Source organism: Salmonella enterica subsp. enterica serovar Typhimurium str. LT2 (genome assembly GCF_000006945.2).
Lineage (GTDB): Bacteria > Pseudomonadota > Gammaproteobacteria > Enterobacterales > Enterobacteriaceae > Salmonella > Salmonella enterica.
Genome location: NC_003197.2, coordinates 3,362,237 through 3,378,324, shown reverse-complemented (window position 1 = coordinate 3,378,324; position 16,088 = coordinate 3,362,237). Strand labels below are relative to the sequence as shown.

Annotated in this window: 12 protein-coding genes and 15 other annotated features; of the genes, 6 read left to right on the top strand and 6 right to left on the bottom strand. The window is 54.5% G+C overall.

Annotation, left to right across the window (positions count from 1 at the left end; translation table 11 throughout):
* Positions 1 to 69: 69 nt before the first annotated feature.
* The 3 genes from rpoD to rpsU form a co-directional block, all read right to left on the bottom strand.
* The gene (gene rpoD / locus STM3211) for a sigma 70 (protein NP_462126.3) occupies positions 70 to 2,101 on the bottom strand. Within the gene, positions 70 to 2,052 belong to an annotated coding region; the region does not span the whole gene.
* Positions 2,067 to 3,821 (bottom strand): DNA primase gene (gene dnaG / locus STM3210; protein ID NP_462125.1). Within the gene, positions 2,067 to 3,812 belong to an annotated coding region; the region does not span the whole gene. The genes rpoD and dnaG overlap by 35 nt, the downstream gene beginning before the upstream one ends.
* Positions 2,068 to 2,076: a -10 signal (putative -10_signal for rpoD; RegulonDB:STMLTH004582), on the bottom strand. It overlaps the preceding gene by 9 nt.
* Positions 2,093 to 2,101, bottom strand: a -35 signal (putative -35_signal for rpoD; RegulonDB:STMLTH004582).
* Positions 3,816 to 3,821 (bottom strand) — a ribosome-binding site (putative RBS for dnaG; RegulonDB:STMS1H003240).
* Before the next feature lie 226 nt (positions 3,822 to 4,047).
* Positions 4,048 to 4,365, bottom strand: a protein-coding gene (gene rpsU, locus STM3209; RefSeq protein ID NP_462124.1) for a 30S ribosomal subunit protein S21. Within the gene, positions 4,048 to 4,263 belong to an annotated coding region; the region does not span the whole gene.
* Positions 4,272 to 4,277, bottom strand: a ribosome-binding site (putative RBS for rpsU; RegulonDB:STMS1H003239). Its footprint overlaps the gene before it by 6 nt.
* Positions 4,296 to 4,312, bottom strand: a protein binding site (putative binding site for LexA, RegulonDB: STMS1H000242).
* Positions 4,333 to 4,341, bottom strand: a -10 signal (putative -10_signal for rpsU; RegulonDB:STMLTH004581).
* Positions 4,357 to 4,365 (bottom strand) — a -35 signal (putative -35_signal for rpsU; RegulonDB:STMLTH004581).
* A 110-nt stretch (positions 4,366 to 4,475) precedes the next feature.
* Positions 4,476 to 4,481: a ribosome-binding site (putative RBS for gcp; RegulonDB:STMS1H003238), on the top strand.
* Between rpsU and gcp the strand changes: the two genes are divergently transcribed.
* Positions 4,476 to 5,504, top strand: a protein-coding gene (gene gcp / locus STM3208; protein ID NP_462123.1) for a putative O-sialoglycoprotein endopeptidase. Within the gene, positions 4,491 to 5,504 belong to an annotated coding region; the region does not span the whole gene. Its footprint overlaps the feature before it by 6 nt.
* A gap of 250 nt (positions 5,505 to 5,754) precedes the next feature.
* On the opposite strand, the gene ygiH is transcribed toward gcp, so the two are convergent.
* Positions 5,755 to 6,378 (bottom strand): putative inner membrane protein gene (gene ygiH / locus STM3207; RefSeq protein NP_462122.1). Within the gene, positions 5,755 to 6,366 belong to an annotated coding region; the region does not span the whole gene.
* Positions 6,373 to 6,378 (bottom strand) — a ribosome-binding site (putative RBS for ygiH; RegulonDB:STMS1H003237). Its footprint overlaps the gene before it by 6 nt.
* A gap of 85 nt (positions 6,379 to 6,463) precedes the next feature.
* Positions 6,464 to 6,469, top strand: a ribosome-binding site (putative RBS for folB; RegulonDB:STMS1H003236).
* Here ygiH and folB point away from each other — a divergent pair.
* Positions 6,464 to 6,832, top strand: a protein-coding gene (gene folB / locus STM3206) for a dihydroneopterin aldolase (RefSeq protein NP_462121.3). Within the gene, positions 6,470 to 6,832 belong to an annotated coding region; the region does not span the whole gene. (Overlaps the previous feature by 6 nt.)
* A gap of 84 nt (positions 6,833 to 6,916) precedes the next feature.
* Positions 6,917 to 6,922 (top strand) — a ribosome-binding site (putative RBS for bacA; RegulonDB:STMS1H003235).
* Positions 6,917 to 7,751, top strand: a protein-coding gene (gene bacA / locus STM3205) for a bacitracin resistance (protein NP_462120.3). Within the gene, positions 6,927 to 7,751 belong to an annotated coding region; the region does not span the whole gene. It overlaps the preceding feature by 6 nt.
* Positions 7,752 to 7,855: 104 nt before the next feature.
* On the opposite strand, the gene cca is transcribed toward bacA, so the two are convergent.
* The gene (gene cca / locus STM3204) for a tRNA nucleotidyl transferase (protein NP_462119.1) occupies positions 7,856 to 9,109 on the bottom strand. Within the gene, positions 7,856 to 9,097 belong to an annotated coding region; the region does not span the whole gene.
* Positions 9,104 to 9,109 (bottom strand) — a ribosome-binding site (putative RBS for cca; RegulonDB:STMS1H003234). It overlaps the preceding gene by 6 nt.
* 50 nt (positions 9,110 to 9,159) lie before the next feature.
* The gene (gene ygiM, locus STM3203) at positions 9,160 to 9,774 is read right to left on the bottom strand and encodes a putative SH3 domain protein (protein NP_462118.1); all 615 of its coding nucleotides are present in this window, start codon (positions 9,772 to 9,774) and stop codon (positions 9,160 to 9,162) included.
* A gap of 235 nt (positions 9,775 to 10,009) precedes the next feature.
* Positions 10,010 to 10,015, top strand: a ribosome-binding site (putative RBS for ygiF; RegulonDB:STMS1H003233).
* Between ygiM and ygiF the strand changes: the two genes are divergently transcribed.
* From ygiF to rfaE, 3 genes are all read left to right on the top strand, one after another.
* The gene (ygiF, locus tag STM3202; protein ID NP_462117.1) for a putative cytoplasmic protein occupies positions 10,010 to 11,317 on the top strand. Within the gene, positions 10,016 to 11,317 belong to an annotated coding region; the region does not span the whole gene. It overlaps the preceding feature by 6 nt.
* A gap of 102 nt (positions 11,318 to 11,419) precedes the next feature.
* Positions 11,420 to 11,425 (top strand) — a ribosome-binding site (putative RBS for glnE; RegulonDB:STMS1H003232).
* The gene (glnE, locus tag STM3201; RefSeq protein ID NP_462116.1) for an adenylyl transferase for glutamine synthetase occupies positions 11,420 to 14,278 on the top strand. Within the gene, positions 11,435 to 14,278 belong to an annotated coding region; the region does not span the whole gene. (Overlaps the previous feature by 6 nt.)
* A 35-nt stretch (positions 14,279 to 14,313) precedes the next feature.
* Positions 14,314 to 14,319: a ribosome-binding site (putative RBS for rfaE; RegulonDB:STMS1H003231), on the top strand.
* Positions 14,314 to 15,759 (top strand): putative sugar nucleotide transferase domain of ADP-L-glycero-D-manno-heptose synthase gene (rfaE, locus tag STM3200; RefSeq protein ID NP_462115.1). Within the gene, positions 14,326 to 15,759 belong to an annotated coding region; the region does not span the whole gene. (Overlaps the previous feature by 6 nt.)
* Positions 15,760 to 16,088 lie beyond the last annotated feature (329 nt).

The window sequence follows — 16,088 nt, the reverse complement described above, 5'->3', positions numbered from 1 at the left end:
ATAGGGCGCTTGCGCATGGCCTGATAAAAAAACGCCGCCTTGCGGCGGCGTTTATACGTGTGCGGCGAATTAATCGTCGAGGAAGCTGCGCAGCACTTCAGAACGGCTCGGGTGGCGCAGTTTACGCAGCGCCTTCGCTTCGATCTGACGGATACGTTCGCGGGTAACATCGAACTGTTTACCCACTTCTTCCAGCGTGTGGTCGGTGTTCATATCGATACCGAAACGCATACGCAGCACTTTCGCTTCACGAGCGGTCAGGCCAGCCAAAACGTCGTGAGTGGCGGCACGCAGGCTCTCGGTAGTGGCAGAGTCCAGCGGCAGCTCGAGGGTGGTATCCTCGATGAAATCACCCAGATGCGAATCTTCATCGTCGCCGATCGGCGTTTCCATGGAGATTGGCTCTTTGGCAATCTTTAGCACCTTACGAATTTTATCTTCCGGCATCAGCATCCGTTCAGCCAGCTCTTCCGGCGTTGGCTCGCGGCCCATCTCTTGCAGCATCTGGCGAGAAATACGGTTGAGCTTGTTGATGGTCTCAATCATATGCACCGGAATACGGATGGTGCGCGCCTGATCGGCGATAGAACGGGTGATCGCCTGACGGATCCACCAGGTTGCATAGGTGGAGAATTTGTAGCCGCGACGGTATTCGAACTTATCTACCGCTTTCATCAGACCGATGTTGCCTTCCTGAATCAGATCAAGGAATTGCAAGCCACGGTTGGTGTATTTCTTAGCGATAGAAATAACCAGACGCAAGTTCGCTTCAACCATCTCTTTCTTCGCACGGCGGGCTTTCGCTTCCCCGATGGACATGCGACGGTTGATGTCTTTCACCTGTTCGATGGTCAGACCGGTCTCTTCTTCAATCTGCCGCAGTTTTTGCAGGCAGCGTTGCACTTCTTCCGCGACATCGTGCAGTTTTTCCGACCACGGTTTGTTCATCGCGATAGCGGCATTGAACCAGGTTTCGCTGGTTTCATTACCGGTAAACAGCGTGATAAAGTTCTTCTTCGGCATTTTGCACTGCTCGACGCAGAGCTTCATGATCAGACGTTCCTGGGTACGCACGCGATCCATCATCACGCGCATACTGTTGACCAGATAGTCGAATTGCTTCGGTACCAGACGGAACTGTTTGAACACTTCAGACAGCTTCAGAATCTCTTCCTGCGCGGCAGCATGGCTGCGGCCTTTCGCTTTGATGGTGTCGCGCGTAACGACGTATTGCGCGCGCAGCTCAGCGAATTTTTCGCGTGCCAGTTCAGGGTCAATGCTGTTGTCGTCATCGGCGGCGTCATCGTCGCCGTCTTCTTCATCTTCGTCTTCGTCATCATCCAGGTCTTCCTGGGAGAGTTCAGAACCGACGTGAGTTGCGGTCGGCGCCATCTCTTCTTCCGCGTTCGGATCGACAAAGCCGGTGATAAGATCGGACAAACGAGCCTCTTCAGCCTCAACGCGATCGTACTGTTCCAGCAGATAGGTAATGGCTTCCGGGTATTCGGCAACGGAGCATTGAACCTGGTTGATCCCGTCTTCGATACGTTTAGCGATGTCGATTTCGCCTTCCCGGGTCAACAGTTCAACAGTGCCCATTTCACGCATATACATGCGTACCGGGTCAGTCGTACGACCGATTTCAGACTCAACACTGGACAGAACTTGTGCAGCAGCTTCTTCCGCATCTTCATCGGTGCTGGTGGTATTTTCAGCCAGCAGCAGATCATCGGCATCAGGCGCTTCTTCCATTACCTGAATACCCATGTCGTTGATCATTTGGATGATATCTTCAATTTGATCTGAATCGACGATATCTTCCGGCAGATGGTCATTGACCTCAGCATAGGTCAGATAGCCTTGCTCCTTACCACGGGTGACAAGAAGTTTCAGCTGTGACTGCGGGTTTTGCTCCATAAGACGGTATCCACACTTATTCGTTTGATTGGTGTCGACGGTATAGCTGTCGACATTTAAAGCGAGGGCATACTTATATTTTGGCCGCTGCCTCTCACTGCGGCTGTCGGGGGCTTCCCGATCGATATGCGGCATTTAAGCCGTTAAATTCATTTTCTGGCCAGCTCCTGGTTTAACGTCCAGAGCTCTCGGCGTTCTTCGCTGCTTAAACCGTGAGTGCGATCGCGAGCGATCAGCTCTTCTTGTCGCAGTTGCAGCAGCGAATCAAACATATGGTTGAGTGAGTCGGTAAAGGTCTTTTCGGCAATCGCCTTATCTGCTATATCGTCCCACATCGATAATTTTTCAAGGGTCGCAGCATCATTTGTGCCACGGTAGAGTTCCAGAAGTTGTCCGGTAGTAAGACCTGGCTGAGCCAAACAAGTTTTGACCAATTCTTTAAATAAGCCAAGTCCAGGCAGCTTATTCTGATCCAGCGCGTCTAAGGGCGGCACTAACGGCGCGAGATCCGGGTTTTGCACCAGTAATCCTATCAGTATACGCATGGTCGTGCGTTTTAGCTGCGGAGCCGGGCGGGAAACGCCGCTTTCCGCCTGTTTTGGCACTAAACGATCAAGCTGACTATCATCGAAAATGCCTAACTTCAGCCCCAACGTCTGGCGCAACTGAATACGGTGTGCGTCGCCAGGCACCTGATTAATGAGCGGCAGCGCCAGTGCGGCTAACTGCGTGCTGCCATCCGGCGAGCTTAAATCCACCTGCGGCAGGAGGCTATTAAACAGAAACGTAGAGAGCGGCTGCGCCTGCTCCATCCGCGCTTCAAAAGCCGCCTTGCCTTCTTTACGCACCAGCGTATCCGGGTCTTCGCCGTCAGGTAAAAACATAAAGCGTACCTGCCGACCGTCGGTCATATAAGGCATTGCTGTTTCCAGCGCTCTCCAGGCGGCATCACGGCCAGCCCGGTCGCCGTCGTAACAGCAAATTACGTTGTTCGTCGCCCGGAATAACATATGCATATGGTCTGCCGTGGTTGAGGTACCCAGCGAAGCGACCGCATAGTTAATGTCGTATTGCGCTAGTGCGACGACATCCATATAACCTTCGACCACAAGCAAGCGTTGCGGTTCAGCACTATATTGCTGAGCCTCATAAAGACCATATAGCTGGCGGCCTTTATGGAAAATGTCCGTTTCCGGAGAGTTAAGGTATTTCGGCGTGTCGTTCCCCAGTACTCGACCGCCAAAACCAATCACCCTGCCGCGTTTGTCCCGAATAGGGAACATGACCCGATTACGGAAACGATCGTAAGTGCTGCCCTGCTCGTTATTGACCAGCATCCCGGCATCCAGCAACAATGCCTTGTTATCGCTGTTATTACCGAAGCGCTTTAACGCGTTATCCCACCCTGGCGGCGCGAAGCCAATGGCGAAACGCTGAATAATTTCAGCGCTCAGACCGCGCTTTTGCAGATAGTCACGCGCAGGTTTTGCCGCAGGATGGGTAAGCGACTGCTGATAAAAGTCATTCAGACCATTCATCAACTGATAGAGGTTTTGCCGTTGATGGCGCTCTATCTGGCTAAGCCCGGTGCCTGCTTCATAGGGAATTTCCAGGTTATGCATGGCCGCTAATTCTTCGACGGTTTCGACAAATTCGAGCTTGTCGTAATTCATCAAAAAGTCGATCGCATTGCCATGCGCGCCGCATCCAAAGCAGTGATAAAACTGTTTTTCACCGTTTACGGTGAAAGAAGGGGTTTTCTCATTATGGAATGGACAACACGCGTGATAGTTCTTGCCCTGTTTCTTGAGTTTTACGCGCACGTCGATCAGATCGACGATATCGGTTCTCGCCAGCAGGTCATTAATGAATACGCGTGGGATTCGTCCAGCCATATGCCCCTTTTATACACGTCATTCTTCAGGCTGCCGTAGTGTTGGCTACGTTTGCTCACCCCTGTCGCTGACTTGCGTAAGCGCCGGGGATTTACTCTCTTGCCGCCTGGACGCAGCATGAATGATTTTGTGTATATGCTAATGCATAAACGAAAACAAGCCGCGCATTCCTTTCGGAAGCACGGCCTTACAACTACAACTCGATCTGAATTGAGAGCAGCCCGCTCTCAAAAGATTAGTACAGACGAGTACGGCGTGCGTTTTCGCGAGCCAGTTTCTTCGCGTGACGTTTCACTGCAGAAGCTTTAGCGCGCTTACGTTCGGTCGTCGGTTTTTCATAGAACTCACGACGACGAACTTCCGCCAGAACACCTGCTTTTTCGCAGGAACGCTTGAAGCGACGCAGAGCTACGTCGAACGGCTCGTTTTCACGTACTTTAATTACCGGCATGTGCCTCTCACCTTTGATTAATTCGGTTTGCCGCTGGCATCAACGCCAGCTTATTTCAAAATGGTGCGGAATTTTACTGCAATTGCTGCTGCTTTGTAAAGCACCGCGGCCTTTTTTGAAAGGGACTTTTATAAGGGGAGGGAGTATACACGAAGTCGGGACTGAGGGTATACATCCACCCGCATTCGACCTACACTGCGCGGTATTAGAGCGAGGTAAAACAAGTCATGCGTGTACTGGGTATTGAAACATCCTGCGATGAAACCGGCATCGCTATTTACGACGACAAAAAGGGTCTGTTAGCCAACCAATTGTATAGTCAGGTGAAATTACATGCTGACTACGGCGGCGTAGTGCCTGAACTGGCTTCCCGCGATCATGTGCGTAAAACCGTGCCGCTGATTCAGGCGGCATTAAAAGAAGCCGGTCTGACGGCGAGCGATATCGACGCGGTGGCCTATACCGCAGGCCCGGGCCTGGTCGGCGCGCTGCTGGTCGGCGCAACCGTCGGGCGTTCACTGGCATTTGCCTGGAATGTGCCGGCCATTCCTGTACACCATATGGAAGGTCATCTGCTGGCGCCAATGCTGGAAGATAATCCCCCGGAATTCCCGTTTGTGGCGCTACTGGTCTCCGGCGGACATACGCAGCTCATTAGCGTGACCGGAATCGGTCAGTACGAACTGCTGGGAGAGTCGATTGACGATGCCGCCGGTGAAGCGTTTGATAAAACCGCCAAATTGTTGGGGCTGGATTATCCTGGCGGCCCGATGCTGTCGAAAATGGCGTCGCAGGGGACGGCGGGGCGTTTTGTCTTTCCGCGCCCGATGACCGATCGTCCGGGGCTGGATTTTAGTTTTTCCGGTCTGAAAACCTTTGCCGCTAACACCATTCGTAGTAATGGCGGCGACGAACAAACTCGCGCTGATATCGCGCGCGCTTTTGAAGATGCGGTCGTGGATACGCTGATGATCAAGTGCAAGCGCGCGCTGGAAAGCACCGGTTTTAAGCGTCTGGTCATGGCGGGCGGCGTCAGCGCTAACCGCACGCTGCGCGCGAAGCTTGCCGAAATGATGCAAAAACGCCGCGGCGAAGTGTTCTATGCGCGTCCGGAGTTTTGTACCGACAACGGGGCGATGATCGCCTATGCCGGAATGGTGCGGTTTAAGGCGGGCGTTACGGCGGATCTTGGCGTAACGGTACGTCCGCGCTGGCCGCTGGCCGAGCTGCCGGCGGCGTAAAAGCGGAGAAAGGGGGCGACATCATGCCGCCCCAACGGGTTTACAGCAAAACGACGGGCATCCACAACAGCCTGGAGACGATCAGCAGCACCAGGAAGATCAGGCCGAAAATCGCGCCTAACCACGCCAATGGTGGAAGGGTGACGCGCGGCGGATTCGATATGTAAGCCCATCAACCGAGCTATTGCCGGTCAACCCTTGTGGGCCGATCCCCAGACGGTTGCGGCCCTCTTCCAGACGCAGCTCCAGCTCAATCTTTCTGGCGTTTCTTTTTCAGCTTCGTCCAGATTTTCGTCTCCTGGCGACGCCACAGACGCTGGATGTTGTCATGATGGCGCAGCAAAATGAGACATGACAGCATCGATACCGGGAAGGTGAACTGCGGTTTAAACCACCAGACGTAAAACGGCGCAATCAAGGCGCTGACAATCGCCCCTAACGATGAATAACCGCTTAACAGGACCGTCAGCAGCCAGGTGCCTGCCATGACGCCGGTTAAATCCCAGCCGATGGGCGCGATGGCGCCAAACGCGGTTGCTACGCCTTTCCCACCTTTAAAGCCAAAAAAGACCGGCCAGATATGCCCCAGACAGGCGGCGATAGCGATAAGCCCCAGCCAGAAAGGGGTAACGCCTAACGCATACGCGCCCCAGACGGGCAACATACCTTTAAGGATGTCAAAAATAAGTACCGCGACAGCCGCTCCCTTGCCACCGATTCGTAATACGTTCGTCGCGCCCGGGTTGCCGGAGCCGCTTTCTCGCGGATCGGGCAGCCCGGCGATGCGGCAAACCAGAATGGCACTGGAAATTGAGCCGCAGAGGTACGCGAAGAGGATCATTCCAGGCGCGATTGCACTCATAAGCTGTTCCGTATTGAAAGTGTCGTTTTATTTACTATTTCTGTGGATAATACGCACATTTCGCCGGAAGTGGTATCCGGGTTAGCCAAAAAGCAGGCAGGTCGTGATGGATATTGTATTTATAGAGCAACTTTCGGTAATCACCACTATCGGTGTTTACGACTGGGAACAGACTATCGAGCAAAAACTGGTGTTCGATATCGAAATGGCATGGGATAACCGCAAGTCGGCGAAAAGCGATGATGTCGCAGATTGTCTAAGTTACGCGGATATCGCCGACACGGTGATAAATCATGTTGAAGGCGGGCGTTTTGCTCTGGTCGAGCGTGTGGCGGAAGAGGTGGCGGATCTGCTGCTTAGCCGATTCAATTCTCCGTGGGTTCGCATCAAACTGAGTAAGCCTGGCGCCGTCGCGCGCGCGGCGAACGTAGGGGTAATTATTGAGCGTGGCAATAATCTGAAATAAAAATAAATAATTTTATATTTTTTAAACCAAACGGTTATATATGGGGTCTTAACGCGAGATCCATTTTTGCAGTGTTTTTCATTTTAGGGGTTTATTGATGAGCGATATGCACTCGCTGCTGATAGCGGCAATTTTGGGTGTGGTCGAAGGATTGACGGAGTTTTTGCCGGTATCCAGCACGGGCCATATGATTATTGTGGGTCATCTGCTGGGGTTTGAAGGCGATACGGCCAAGACATTCGAAGTGGTGATTCAACTTGGATCTATTCTGGCGGTCGTGGTGATGTTCTGGCGGCGGTTGTTTGGTCTCATCGGTATTCACTTTGGCCGCCCGCTACAGCGTGAAGGTGAAAGTAAAGGTCGATTAACGTTGATTCACATCCTGCTGGGCATGATTCCGGCGGTGGTGCTGGGGTTAGTCTTTCATGACACGATCAAGTCGCTATTTAACCCAATTAACGTGATGTACGCGCTGGTGGTAGGCGGTCTGTTGCTGATTGCCGCCGAGTGCCTGAAGCCGAAAGAACCGCGCGCGCCGGGGCTGGATGATATGACGTATCGTCAGGCGTTTATGATTGGCTGTTTCCAGTGTCTGGCGCTGTGGCCGGGCTTCTCGCGTTCCGGAGCGACCATTTCCGGTGGGATGCTGATGGGCGTCAGCCGTTACGCCGCCTCTGAGTTCTCGTTCTTACTGGCTGTGCCGATGATGATGGGCGCAACGGTTCTGGATCTCTACAAAAGTTGGTCATTCCTGACCGCAGCGGATATTCCAATGTTCGCGGTGGGCTTTGTGACGGCGTTTGTGGTGGCGCTGATCGCTATCAAGACCTTCCTGCAACTGATTAAGCGTATCTCGTTTATTCCGTTTGCGATTTACCGCTTTGTGGTGGCGGCTGCCGTTTACGTTGTCTTCTTCTGATGATTGACCGTGCCGGATGGCGGAGTACCGCCTTGTCCGGCCTAACTGTTTTGTCGGTCTGATAAGCGCAGCGCCATCAGGCAATTTATCGTGCCGGATGGCGTTTAGCTGGCGGGGTTCGGGCAGCGCTTCTCTTTCCAGTTGGCGACCGCTGCAATTCGTCGCTTCGTCAGCTCCTCGCGAATCTCAATGCCCTTAAATCCGGCCTCCACCACCTCTTTCGTCGGTACCGCTTGGGCCACCTGCCAGGCTTCGCGCAGCCAGCGCCCCTGCGGGTAATCCGACGCTTCAAATCCGGTACGTCCACGGACATCGGCTTCGCTGGTCAGCGCAATCTGCTCGACGCGCTGCGGTTTACGCCATGCATCAATGGCGTCAAACAGCTTAACGATCGTTTTCGGCTGGAGTATCGGAAAGGTGTGGATCAGATCATGGTATTCGGCGACCAGTTTAGCTAAATCACGCAGGTCATTGGGGACGCGCAAACGCTGGCATAACTGTTCGACCAGTTTCACGCCCGCCGGGCCGTGGCCATGATGGCGCGGCCAGAGGTTTTTCGGCGTTAAGCCTTTGCCCAGATCATGACAAAGCGTGGCGAAACGGACATCAAGCTGCGGACTGAGCATGGCGGCCATCGACAGCGTCATCAACGTATGAACTCCGGTATCAATTTCCGGATGCCACTTTGCCGGCGCGGGTACGCCAAACAGGGCGTCGATTTCCGGAAACAGGACGCGCAGGGCGCCGCAGTCGCGCAATACCTGGAAGTAAACCTGCGGATTGCGGGTGGTAAGCGCATTTTCCGTCTCTTTCCATACCCGTTCCGGCGTCAGATGTTCCAGCTCGCCTGCCGCGGTCATTTCGCGCATTAGCGCCAGTGTTTCATCGGCGATACGGAAACTAAGATGAGCGTAACGGGCAGCAAAACGCGCCACGCGCAATACGCGCAAGGGATCTTCGCCAAACGCGGGAGAGACATGGCGCAGTAGACGTGCCTCCAGATCCCGGCGCCCGTGGTAAGGGTCGATAATCTGGCCGGCATCGTCGCGCGCCAGAGCATTAATGGTCAGATCGCGACGCTGGAGATCGGCTTCCAGGGTAACGTCCGGCGCGGCATAACAGGTGAAGCCCGTGTAGCCGGAACCGGATTTACGCTCAGTACGCGCCAGCGCGTATTCTTCGTGAGTTTGCGGATGGAGAAACACAGGAAAATCACGGCCTACCTGCTGGTAGCCCGCATCAAGCATCTCCTGCGGCGTGGCGCCGACAACGACCCAATCTTTATCTTTAACCGGTAGCCCTAACAACGCATCCCGAACCGCACCACCGACCAGATAAATCTTCACGCCACTTTCCTTTTAAAAACGATCATCCTCTAATGATAAGACAGTGCCGCAGAGAAGGCGATTTAGTTCATCCAGCGGTCTTTGCGTTTACGGCTTGGGATCATATGCGGCAGCACCAGCCCTAACAGCAAGCCAATACCCAATACGCCGCCGCCATACATAAACCACTGCATAATAATGGTGCGCTGTTTGTCATCCAGTTGCAGATTCGCGGCGCTAACTTTTTTCTGCGCGACAATCAGCTCGTTTTTCAGCTTCTGGTTCTCTTCTTTTAGCCCGTTGATGACGCTGTCGCTTTGCGCCACTTTCTGCTGCATATCGGCGGTGCGCTGATTCCACGTGGTATCAATATTGTTGAGTTTATCAGTCAACGTTTTGACCTGATTTTCCAGATCCGGCACGCGGGTACGCAGGCTTGGCGTGGTATTCAGTTCTTTTAACGGTATCCAGGCAGTACGACCAGAACTGTCTTTGATTTGACCATAGTTGGCATCGCTCTGTAAGAGCGTGACTTCCTCGCCGGCGTTGACGGTACCCACAAGGCGATAATTATCTCCCGGACCGCTGCGGACCCAGGTATTCAGTTCATCAGAAACGTAACGCGTCTCTTCAGCATGAGAGACGGCGGTGGCGCTAAGCGCAAGTAAAGTTAGTCCAATCAGGCGTAATTTTGGCATCAGGCTGTCGTTATTGTCAGAGAAAGTGGAACGATAGTAACGGCATCAGTGTCGCTACGCAAAGTAGTCGACATCAATCGGAATCATCTGTGTCGCCTTTGCCGCTACGTCAAACTTTTACGCCCGTCAAATTGCTCGTTGCATGGCAATTTGGCGCAAAATACTATCTACTGACAAAAATAATGCGGGTAAGTTCGCCAAGAATCTTCCCAGATGTGACATAACCCATAAGTACAAGGCCATGGCTCAGGAAATCGAATTAAAGTTTATCGTCAATCACGACGCCGTAGATGCGCTGCGAAATCATCTTCATACGCTCGGCGGCGAGCATCATGCGCCCAGCCAGTTGCTGAATATCTACTTCGAAACGCCTGATAACTGGCTACGCCGCCATGATATGGGGCTGCGTATTCGTGGTGAAAATGGGCGCTATGAAATGACCATGAAAATTGCCGGCCGGGTAACGGGGGGGCTGCACCAGCGACCCGAATACAATGTCGCGCTAAGCGAACCCGTGCTGGATCTGACGCAACTTCCGGCGGAGGTCTGGCCGGATGGCAACCTGCCCGCCGGCCTGGCATCAAGCGTACAGCCGCTGTTCAGTACCGATTTTTACCGGGAAAAATGGTGTCTGGACGTTGACGGCAGCAGGATTGAAATTGCGCTCGATCTCGGCGACGTAAAAGCGGGCGAGTTTGCCGAACCGATTTGTGAGCTGGAGCTTGAGTTGCTTCGCGGCGATACGCGCGCCGTGTTAAAACTGGCGAAGCAACTGCTGTCGCAAACCGGTTTGCGTCAGGGCAGTCTGAGTAAGGCGGCGCGAGGTTATCACCTGGCGCAGGGGAATGCGCCGCGAGAGAATACACCAACGACAATTCTGCGGACCGCCGCGAAAGCCACGGTAGAGCAAGGGCTGGAGGCCTCGCTGGATCTGGCGTTGTCACAGTGGCAGTACCATGAAGAGCTCTGGCTGCGCGGCGACAAGTCGGCGAAAGAACACGTGCTGGATGCTATGGGGTTGGTGCGCCATGCCTTAATGCTCTTTGGTGGCATTGTTCCGCGTAAAGCGAGCGCTCACTTACGTGATCTACTTACCCAGGCGGAAGCGACGATGACATCCGCGGTGTCCGCCGTCACAGCCGTTTATAGTACGCAAACGGCGATGGCGAAACTGGCATTGACGGAATGGCTGGTGACGAAAGCCTGGCAGCCATTTCTGGACGCGAAGGCGCAGGCCAAAATGGCCGATTCTTTTAAGCGTTTCGCCGACATTCATCTTTCTCGTCATGCTGCTGAATTAAAAAAAGTTTTTGGACAACCGCTGGGTGATAAATATCGCGACCAGTTGCCGCGTTTGACTCGCGATATTGACAGCGTTTTACTGCTGGCCGGGTATTATGATGCGATGGTCGCGCAGGCATGGCTGGAGAACTGGCAGGGATTGCGTCACGCCATTATTACCGGGCAACGTATTGAAATTGAACATTTCCGTAATGAGGCCATCAACCAGCAGCCGTTCTGGTTGCACAGCGGAAAACGATAATCAGAACCGTAGAAAGCGCCTGATGACGCTGCGCTTATCAGGCTTACGGTATGCGGACTTGTAGGCCGGATCAGGCGAAACGCCGCCACCCGGCATTATTTAAAGGATATCCCCTAAATGACGCCGCTCTCTTCACCCTTATCGCAGTACTGGCAGACCGTTGTTGAGCGCCTACCAGAAGGATTTACTGAGACATCGCTTAGCGTGCAGGCGAAGTCAGTACTTACATTTAGCGATTTTGCGCTGGATAGCGTGATAGCGCATCCGGAGTGGCTTGCCGAACTGGAATCCGCATCGCCGCAGGCTGATGAATGGCGACATTATGCTGGCTGGTTACAGGAGGCGTTGGCAGGTGTCTGTGACGACGCCTCGCTGATGCGTGAACTGAGGTTTTTTCGTCGTCGCATCATGGTACGCATCGCCTGGGCACAGACGCTGTCGCTGGTGGACGATGAGACTATTTTACAACAGTTGAGCCATCTGGCGGAGACGCTCATTGTGGGGGCGCGCGACTGGCTGTATGCCGCCTGTTGCCGCGAATGGGGAACCCCCTGTAACCCGCAGGGCGTTCCGCAGCCGCTGTTGATTTTAGGCATGGGCAAGCTGGGCGGCGGCGAACTGAATTTTTCGTCTGATATCGATCTGATTTTCGCCTGGCCGGAACATGGCGAGACCCGGGGCGGGCGTCGTGAACTCGATAACGCCCAGTTTTTTACGCGTCTCGGGCAGCGGCTGATCAAAGCGCTGGATCAGCCCACAATGGACGGTTTTGTCTATCGGGTGGACATGCGCCTGCGACCGTTTGGCGACAGCGGCCCGCTGGTACTGAGTTTTGCCGCGCTGGAGGATTACTATCAGGAGCAAGGACGCGACTGGGAACGCTACGCCATGGTGAAAGCGCGGCTAATGGGCGATAACGACGACGCCTGGTCTCGTGAATTACGCGCCATGCTGCGGCCTTTCGTTTTCCGCCGCTATATCGATTTCAGCGTCATCCAGTCGCTACGTAATATGAAAGGGATGATCGCCCGCGAAGTGCGACGCCGCGGTTTGAAAGACAACATTAAACTTGGCGCGGGCGGTATTCGTGAAATTGAGTTTATCGTGCAGGTATTCCAGCTCATCCGCGGCGGACGCGAGCCGTCGCTACAGTCGCGTTCGTTACTGCCGACGCTGGATGCTATCGCTGCGCTGCATTTGCTGCCTGAGAATGACGTGGCGCAACTGCGCGTGGCCTATCTTTTTCTACGTCGTCTGGAGAATCTGCTGCAAAGCATCAATGACGAACAGACGCAAACGTTGCCTGCCGACGATCTGAATCGGGCGCGGCTGGCCTGGGGAATGAAGGCGGAGAACTGGCCGCAGCTTGTTGGTGAACTGACGGATCATATGGCTAATGTACGCCGCGTATTCAACGAATTAATTGGCGATGATGAAGCCGATACCCCGCAGGAGGAAGAACGTTCAGAGCCGTGGCGTGAAGTATGGCAGGATGCGCTACAGGAGGATGATTCGACGCCAGTGCTGGCGCATTTAGCCGATGAGGAGCGGCGACAGGTTCTGACCCTCATCGCTGACTTCCGTAAGGAACTGGATAAACGCCCTATCGGCCCGCGCGGGCGGCAAGTGCTGGACCAACTGATGCCGCACCTGCTTGCTGATGTCTGTTCTCGCGAAGACGCCGCTGTTACGCTATCGCGGATAACGCCGTTGCTGGCGGGGATTGTCACTCGCACCACCTATCTGGAGCTGCTGAGCGAATTTCCCGGCGCGCTGAAACACCTGATTATGCTCTGCGCCGCTTCGCCAATGATAGCGAGCCAATTGGCGCGTTATCCGTTGTTGCTTGATGAACTGCTCGACCCCGGCACGCTTTATCAGCCGACGGCTACCGACGCTTACCGCGACGAATTACGCCAATATTTGCTGCGCGTGCCGGAAGAGGACGAAGAACAACAACTGGAGGCATTACGCCAGTTTAAACAGGCACAGCTTTTGCGGATTGCGGCGGCGGATATTGCCGGTACGCTGCCGGTGATGAAAGTAAGCGATCACCTCACATGGCTGGCGGAGGCGATGATTGATGCTGTGGTGCAGCAGGCGTGGACGCAAATGGTTGCGCGTTATGGTCAGCCAGCGCATCTGGACGAGCGCCAGGGGCGGGGGTTTGCGGTTGTCGGTTATGGCAAGTTGGGCGGATGGGAGCTGGGCTACAGTTCCGATCTGGATCTCATCTTCCTGCATGACTGTCCGATGGACGTCATGACCAACGGCGAACGCGAAATCGACGGGCGGCAGTTTTATCTGCGCCTGGCGCAGCGCATTATGCATCTGTTCAGTACGCGCACTTCCTCCGGCATTTTGTATGAGGTGGATGCGCGTCTACGCCCCTCTGGCGCGGCGGGAATGCTGGTGACTTCAGCGGACGCGTTTGCCGATTATCAGCAGCATGAAGCCTGGACCTGGGAACATCAGGCATTGGTACGCGCTCGCGTGGTATATGGCGACCCGCAGCTTACCTCACAGTTTGATGCGGTGCGCCGCACTATCATGACGACGGCGCGCGACGGCAAGACATTGCAGACTGAAGTGCGTGAAATGCGCGAGAAAATGCGGGCGCATCTCGGCAATAAGCATCGTGATCGTTTTGATATTAAAGCTGATGAAGGCGGTATTACGGATATTGAGTTTATCGCGCAATATCTGGTACTGCGCTACGCTCATGAAAAACCTAAATTAACGCGCTGGTCTGATAACGTGCGCATCCTGGAGCTTCTGGCGCAAAACGGCATTATGGATGAACACGAGGCGCAGGCGCTGACGGTAGCCTACACCACACTGCGTGATGAACTGCACCACCTGGCGTTGCAGGAGCTTCCCGGTCATGTGGCGCAGACGTGTTTTAGCAAAGAGCGCGCGCTGGTGCAGGCAAGCTGGCGGAAGTGGCTGGTAGCCGTTTGAATTATGCTATTATCGCGCGCAAATTTTGAATCTCTCAGGAGACAGGAATGAAAGTAAATCTGCCAGCGTTTGAACGTGCAGGCGTCATGGTTGTGGGTGATGTAATGCTGGATCGCTATTGGTATGGCCCCACTTGCCGTATTTCACCGGAAGCGCCGGTGCCCGTGGTTAAGGTAAATACCGTTGAGGAACGCCCGGGCGGCGCGGCGAACGTGGCGATGAACATTGCGTCTCTGGGAGCGAACGCCCGTCTGGTCGGCCTGACGGGTATTGATGACGCCGCGCGCGCGCTGAGCAAAACGCTGGCGGAGGTCAATGTGAAGTGCGACTTCGTTTCTGTGCCGACGCATCCGACGATTACCAAACTGCGCGTACTATCACGTAATCAGCAGCTCATTCGTCTTGATTTTGAAGAAGGCTTTGAGGGCGTGGACCCGCAGCCGTTGCATGAGCGTATCAACCAGGCGCTGGGATCGATCGGCGCGCTGGTATTGTCCGATTATGCCAAAGGCGCTCTGACCAGCGTGCAGACTATGATTTCCCTGGCGCGCCAGGCGGGCGTGCCGGTGCTCATCGATCCGAAAGGAACGGATTTTGAACGTTACCGCGGCGCCACGCTGCTGACGCCAAACCTTTCTGAATTTGAGGCGGTCGCGGGGAAATGTAAAAGCGAAGACGAACTGGTTGAACGCGGCATGAAACTCATTGCTGATTACGACCTTTCCGCGCTGTTGGTCACGCGTTCCGAACAGGGAATGACGCTGCTGCAACCGAATAAAGCGCCGCTACATATGCCGACGCAGGCGCAGGAAGTTTATGATGTTACCGGTGCGGGCGATACGGTGATCGGCGTGCTGGCGGCGACGCTGGCGGCGGGAAATACCCTGGAAGAGGCGTGTTATTTCGCCAATGCGGCGGCGGGCGTAGTGGTAGGTAAACTCGGGACGTCAACGGTTTCCCCTATTGAGCTGGAAAACGCAGTGCGCGGACGCGCGGATACCGGCTTCGGCGTTATGACCGAAGAGGAGTTGAGACAGGCCGTCGCCAGCGCGCGTAAGCGTGGCGAGAAAGTGGTCATGACCAACGGCGTTTTCGATATTCTGCACGCGGGCCATGTCTCTTATCTGGCGAACGCGCGCAAACTGGGCGACCGCCTGATTGTTGCGGTCAATAGTGACGCCTCGACTAAACGCCTGAAGGGCGAAAGCCGTCCGGTTAATCCGCTCGAACAGCGTATGATCGTGCTAGGCGCGCTGGAGTCGGTCGACTGGGTTGTCTCTTTTGAAGAGGATACGCCGCAACGACTGATTGCCGGTATTCTGCCGGATCTGCTGGTAAAAGGCGGCGACTATAAGCCGGAAGAGATCGCGGGCAGCGAAGAGGTCTGGGCCAACGGCGGTGAAGTCATGGTGCTGAACTTCGAAGATGGTTGTTCCACGACCAATATCATCAAAAAGATCCAGACCGAGAGCGAGAAGTAAAACCGCGTCATCAGGCGTTACAGACGCGGCGGGCGCTGATTTTGAAGGCGCGTCGGACATTTTGTTTCGACGCGTATCTCGCGGTTGACGCTGCTTTTTTTTCGACCTAAAGTAAAGGAATAAGGGTGAGAGGGGATCTCTCCCCCCCTCTGATTGTCTGTTAGTAAGCTGCGAAACTTATCAGTAACAGAACAATCAGTATGATGACCTGGTGCATCATAACCCTTTCCTTATTAAAGCCCCTTCCTCGGGAGGGGCTTTCCCGTTTCAGCCCCTTGCTGACATCGCGATTGTTGGTGAGTGGCCTGTCTGGCGCAAGGGCTTTCTCC

Coding starts and splice junctions, on each gene's coding strand:
- rpoD (NP_462126.3), bottom strand. CDS start 2,052: ATGCCGCATATCGATCGGGAAGCCCCCGACAGCCGCAGTGAGAGGCAG.
- dnaG (NP_462125.1), bottom strand. CDS start 3,812: ATGGCTGGACGAATCCCACGCGTATTCATTAATGACCTGCTGGCGAGA.
- rpsU (NP_462124.1), bottom strand. CDS start 4,263: ATGCCGGTAATTAAAGTACGTGAAAACGAGCCGTTCGACGTAGCTCTG.
- gcp (NP_462123.1), top strand. CDS start 4,491: ATGCGTGTACTGGGTATTGAAACATCCTGCGATGAAACCGGCATCGCT.
- ygiH (NP_462122.1), bottom strand. CDS start 6,366: ATGAGTGCAATCGCGCCTGGAATGATCCTCTTCGCGTACCTCTGCGGC.
- ygiM (NP_462118.1), bottom strand. CDS start 9,774: ATGCCAAAATTACGCCTGATTGGACTAACTTTACTTGCGCTTAGCGCC.
- ygiF (NP_462117.1), top strand. CDS start 10,016: ATGGCTCAGGAAATCGAATTAAAGTTTATCGTCAATCACGACGCCGTA.
- glnE (NP_462116.1), top strand. CDS start 11,435: ATGACGCCGCTCTCTTCACCCTTATCGCAGTACTGGCAGACCGTTGTT.
- rfaE (NP_462115.1), top strand. CDS start 14,326: ATGAAAGTAAATCTGCCAGCGTTTGAACGTGCAGGCGTCATGGTTGTG.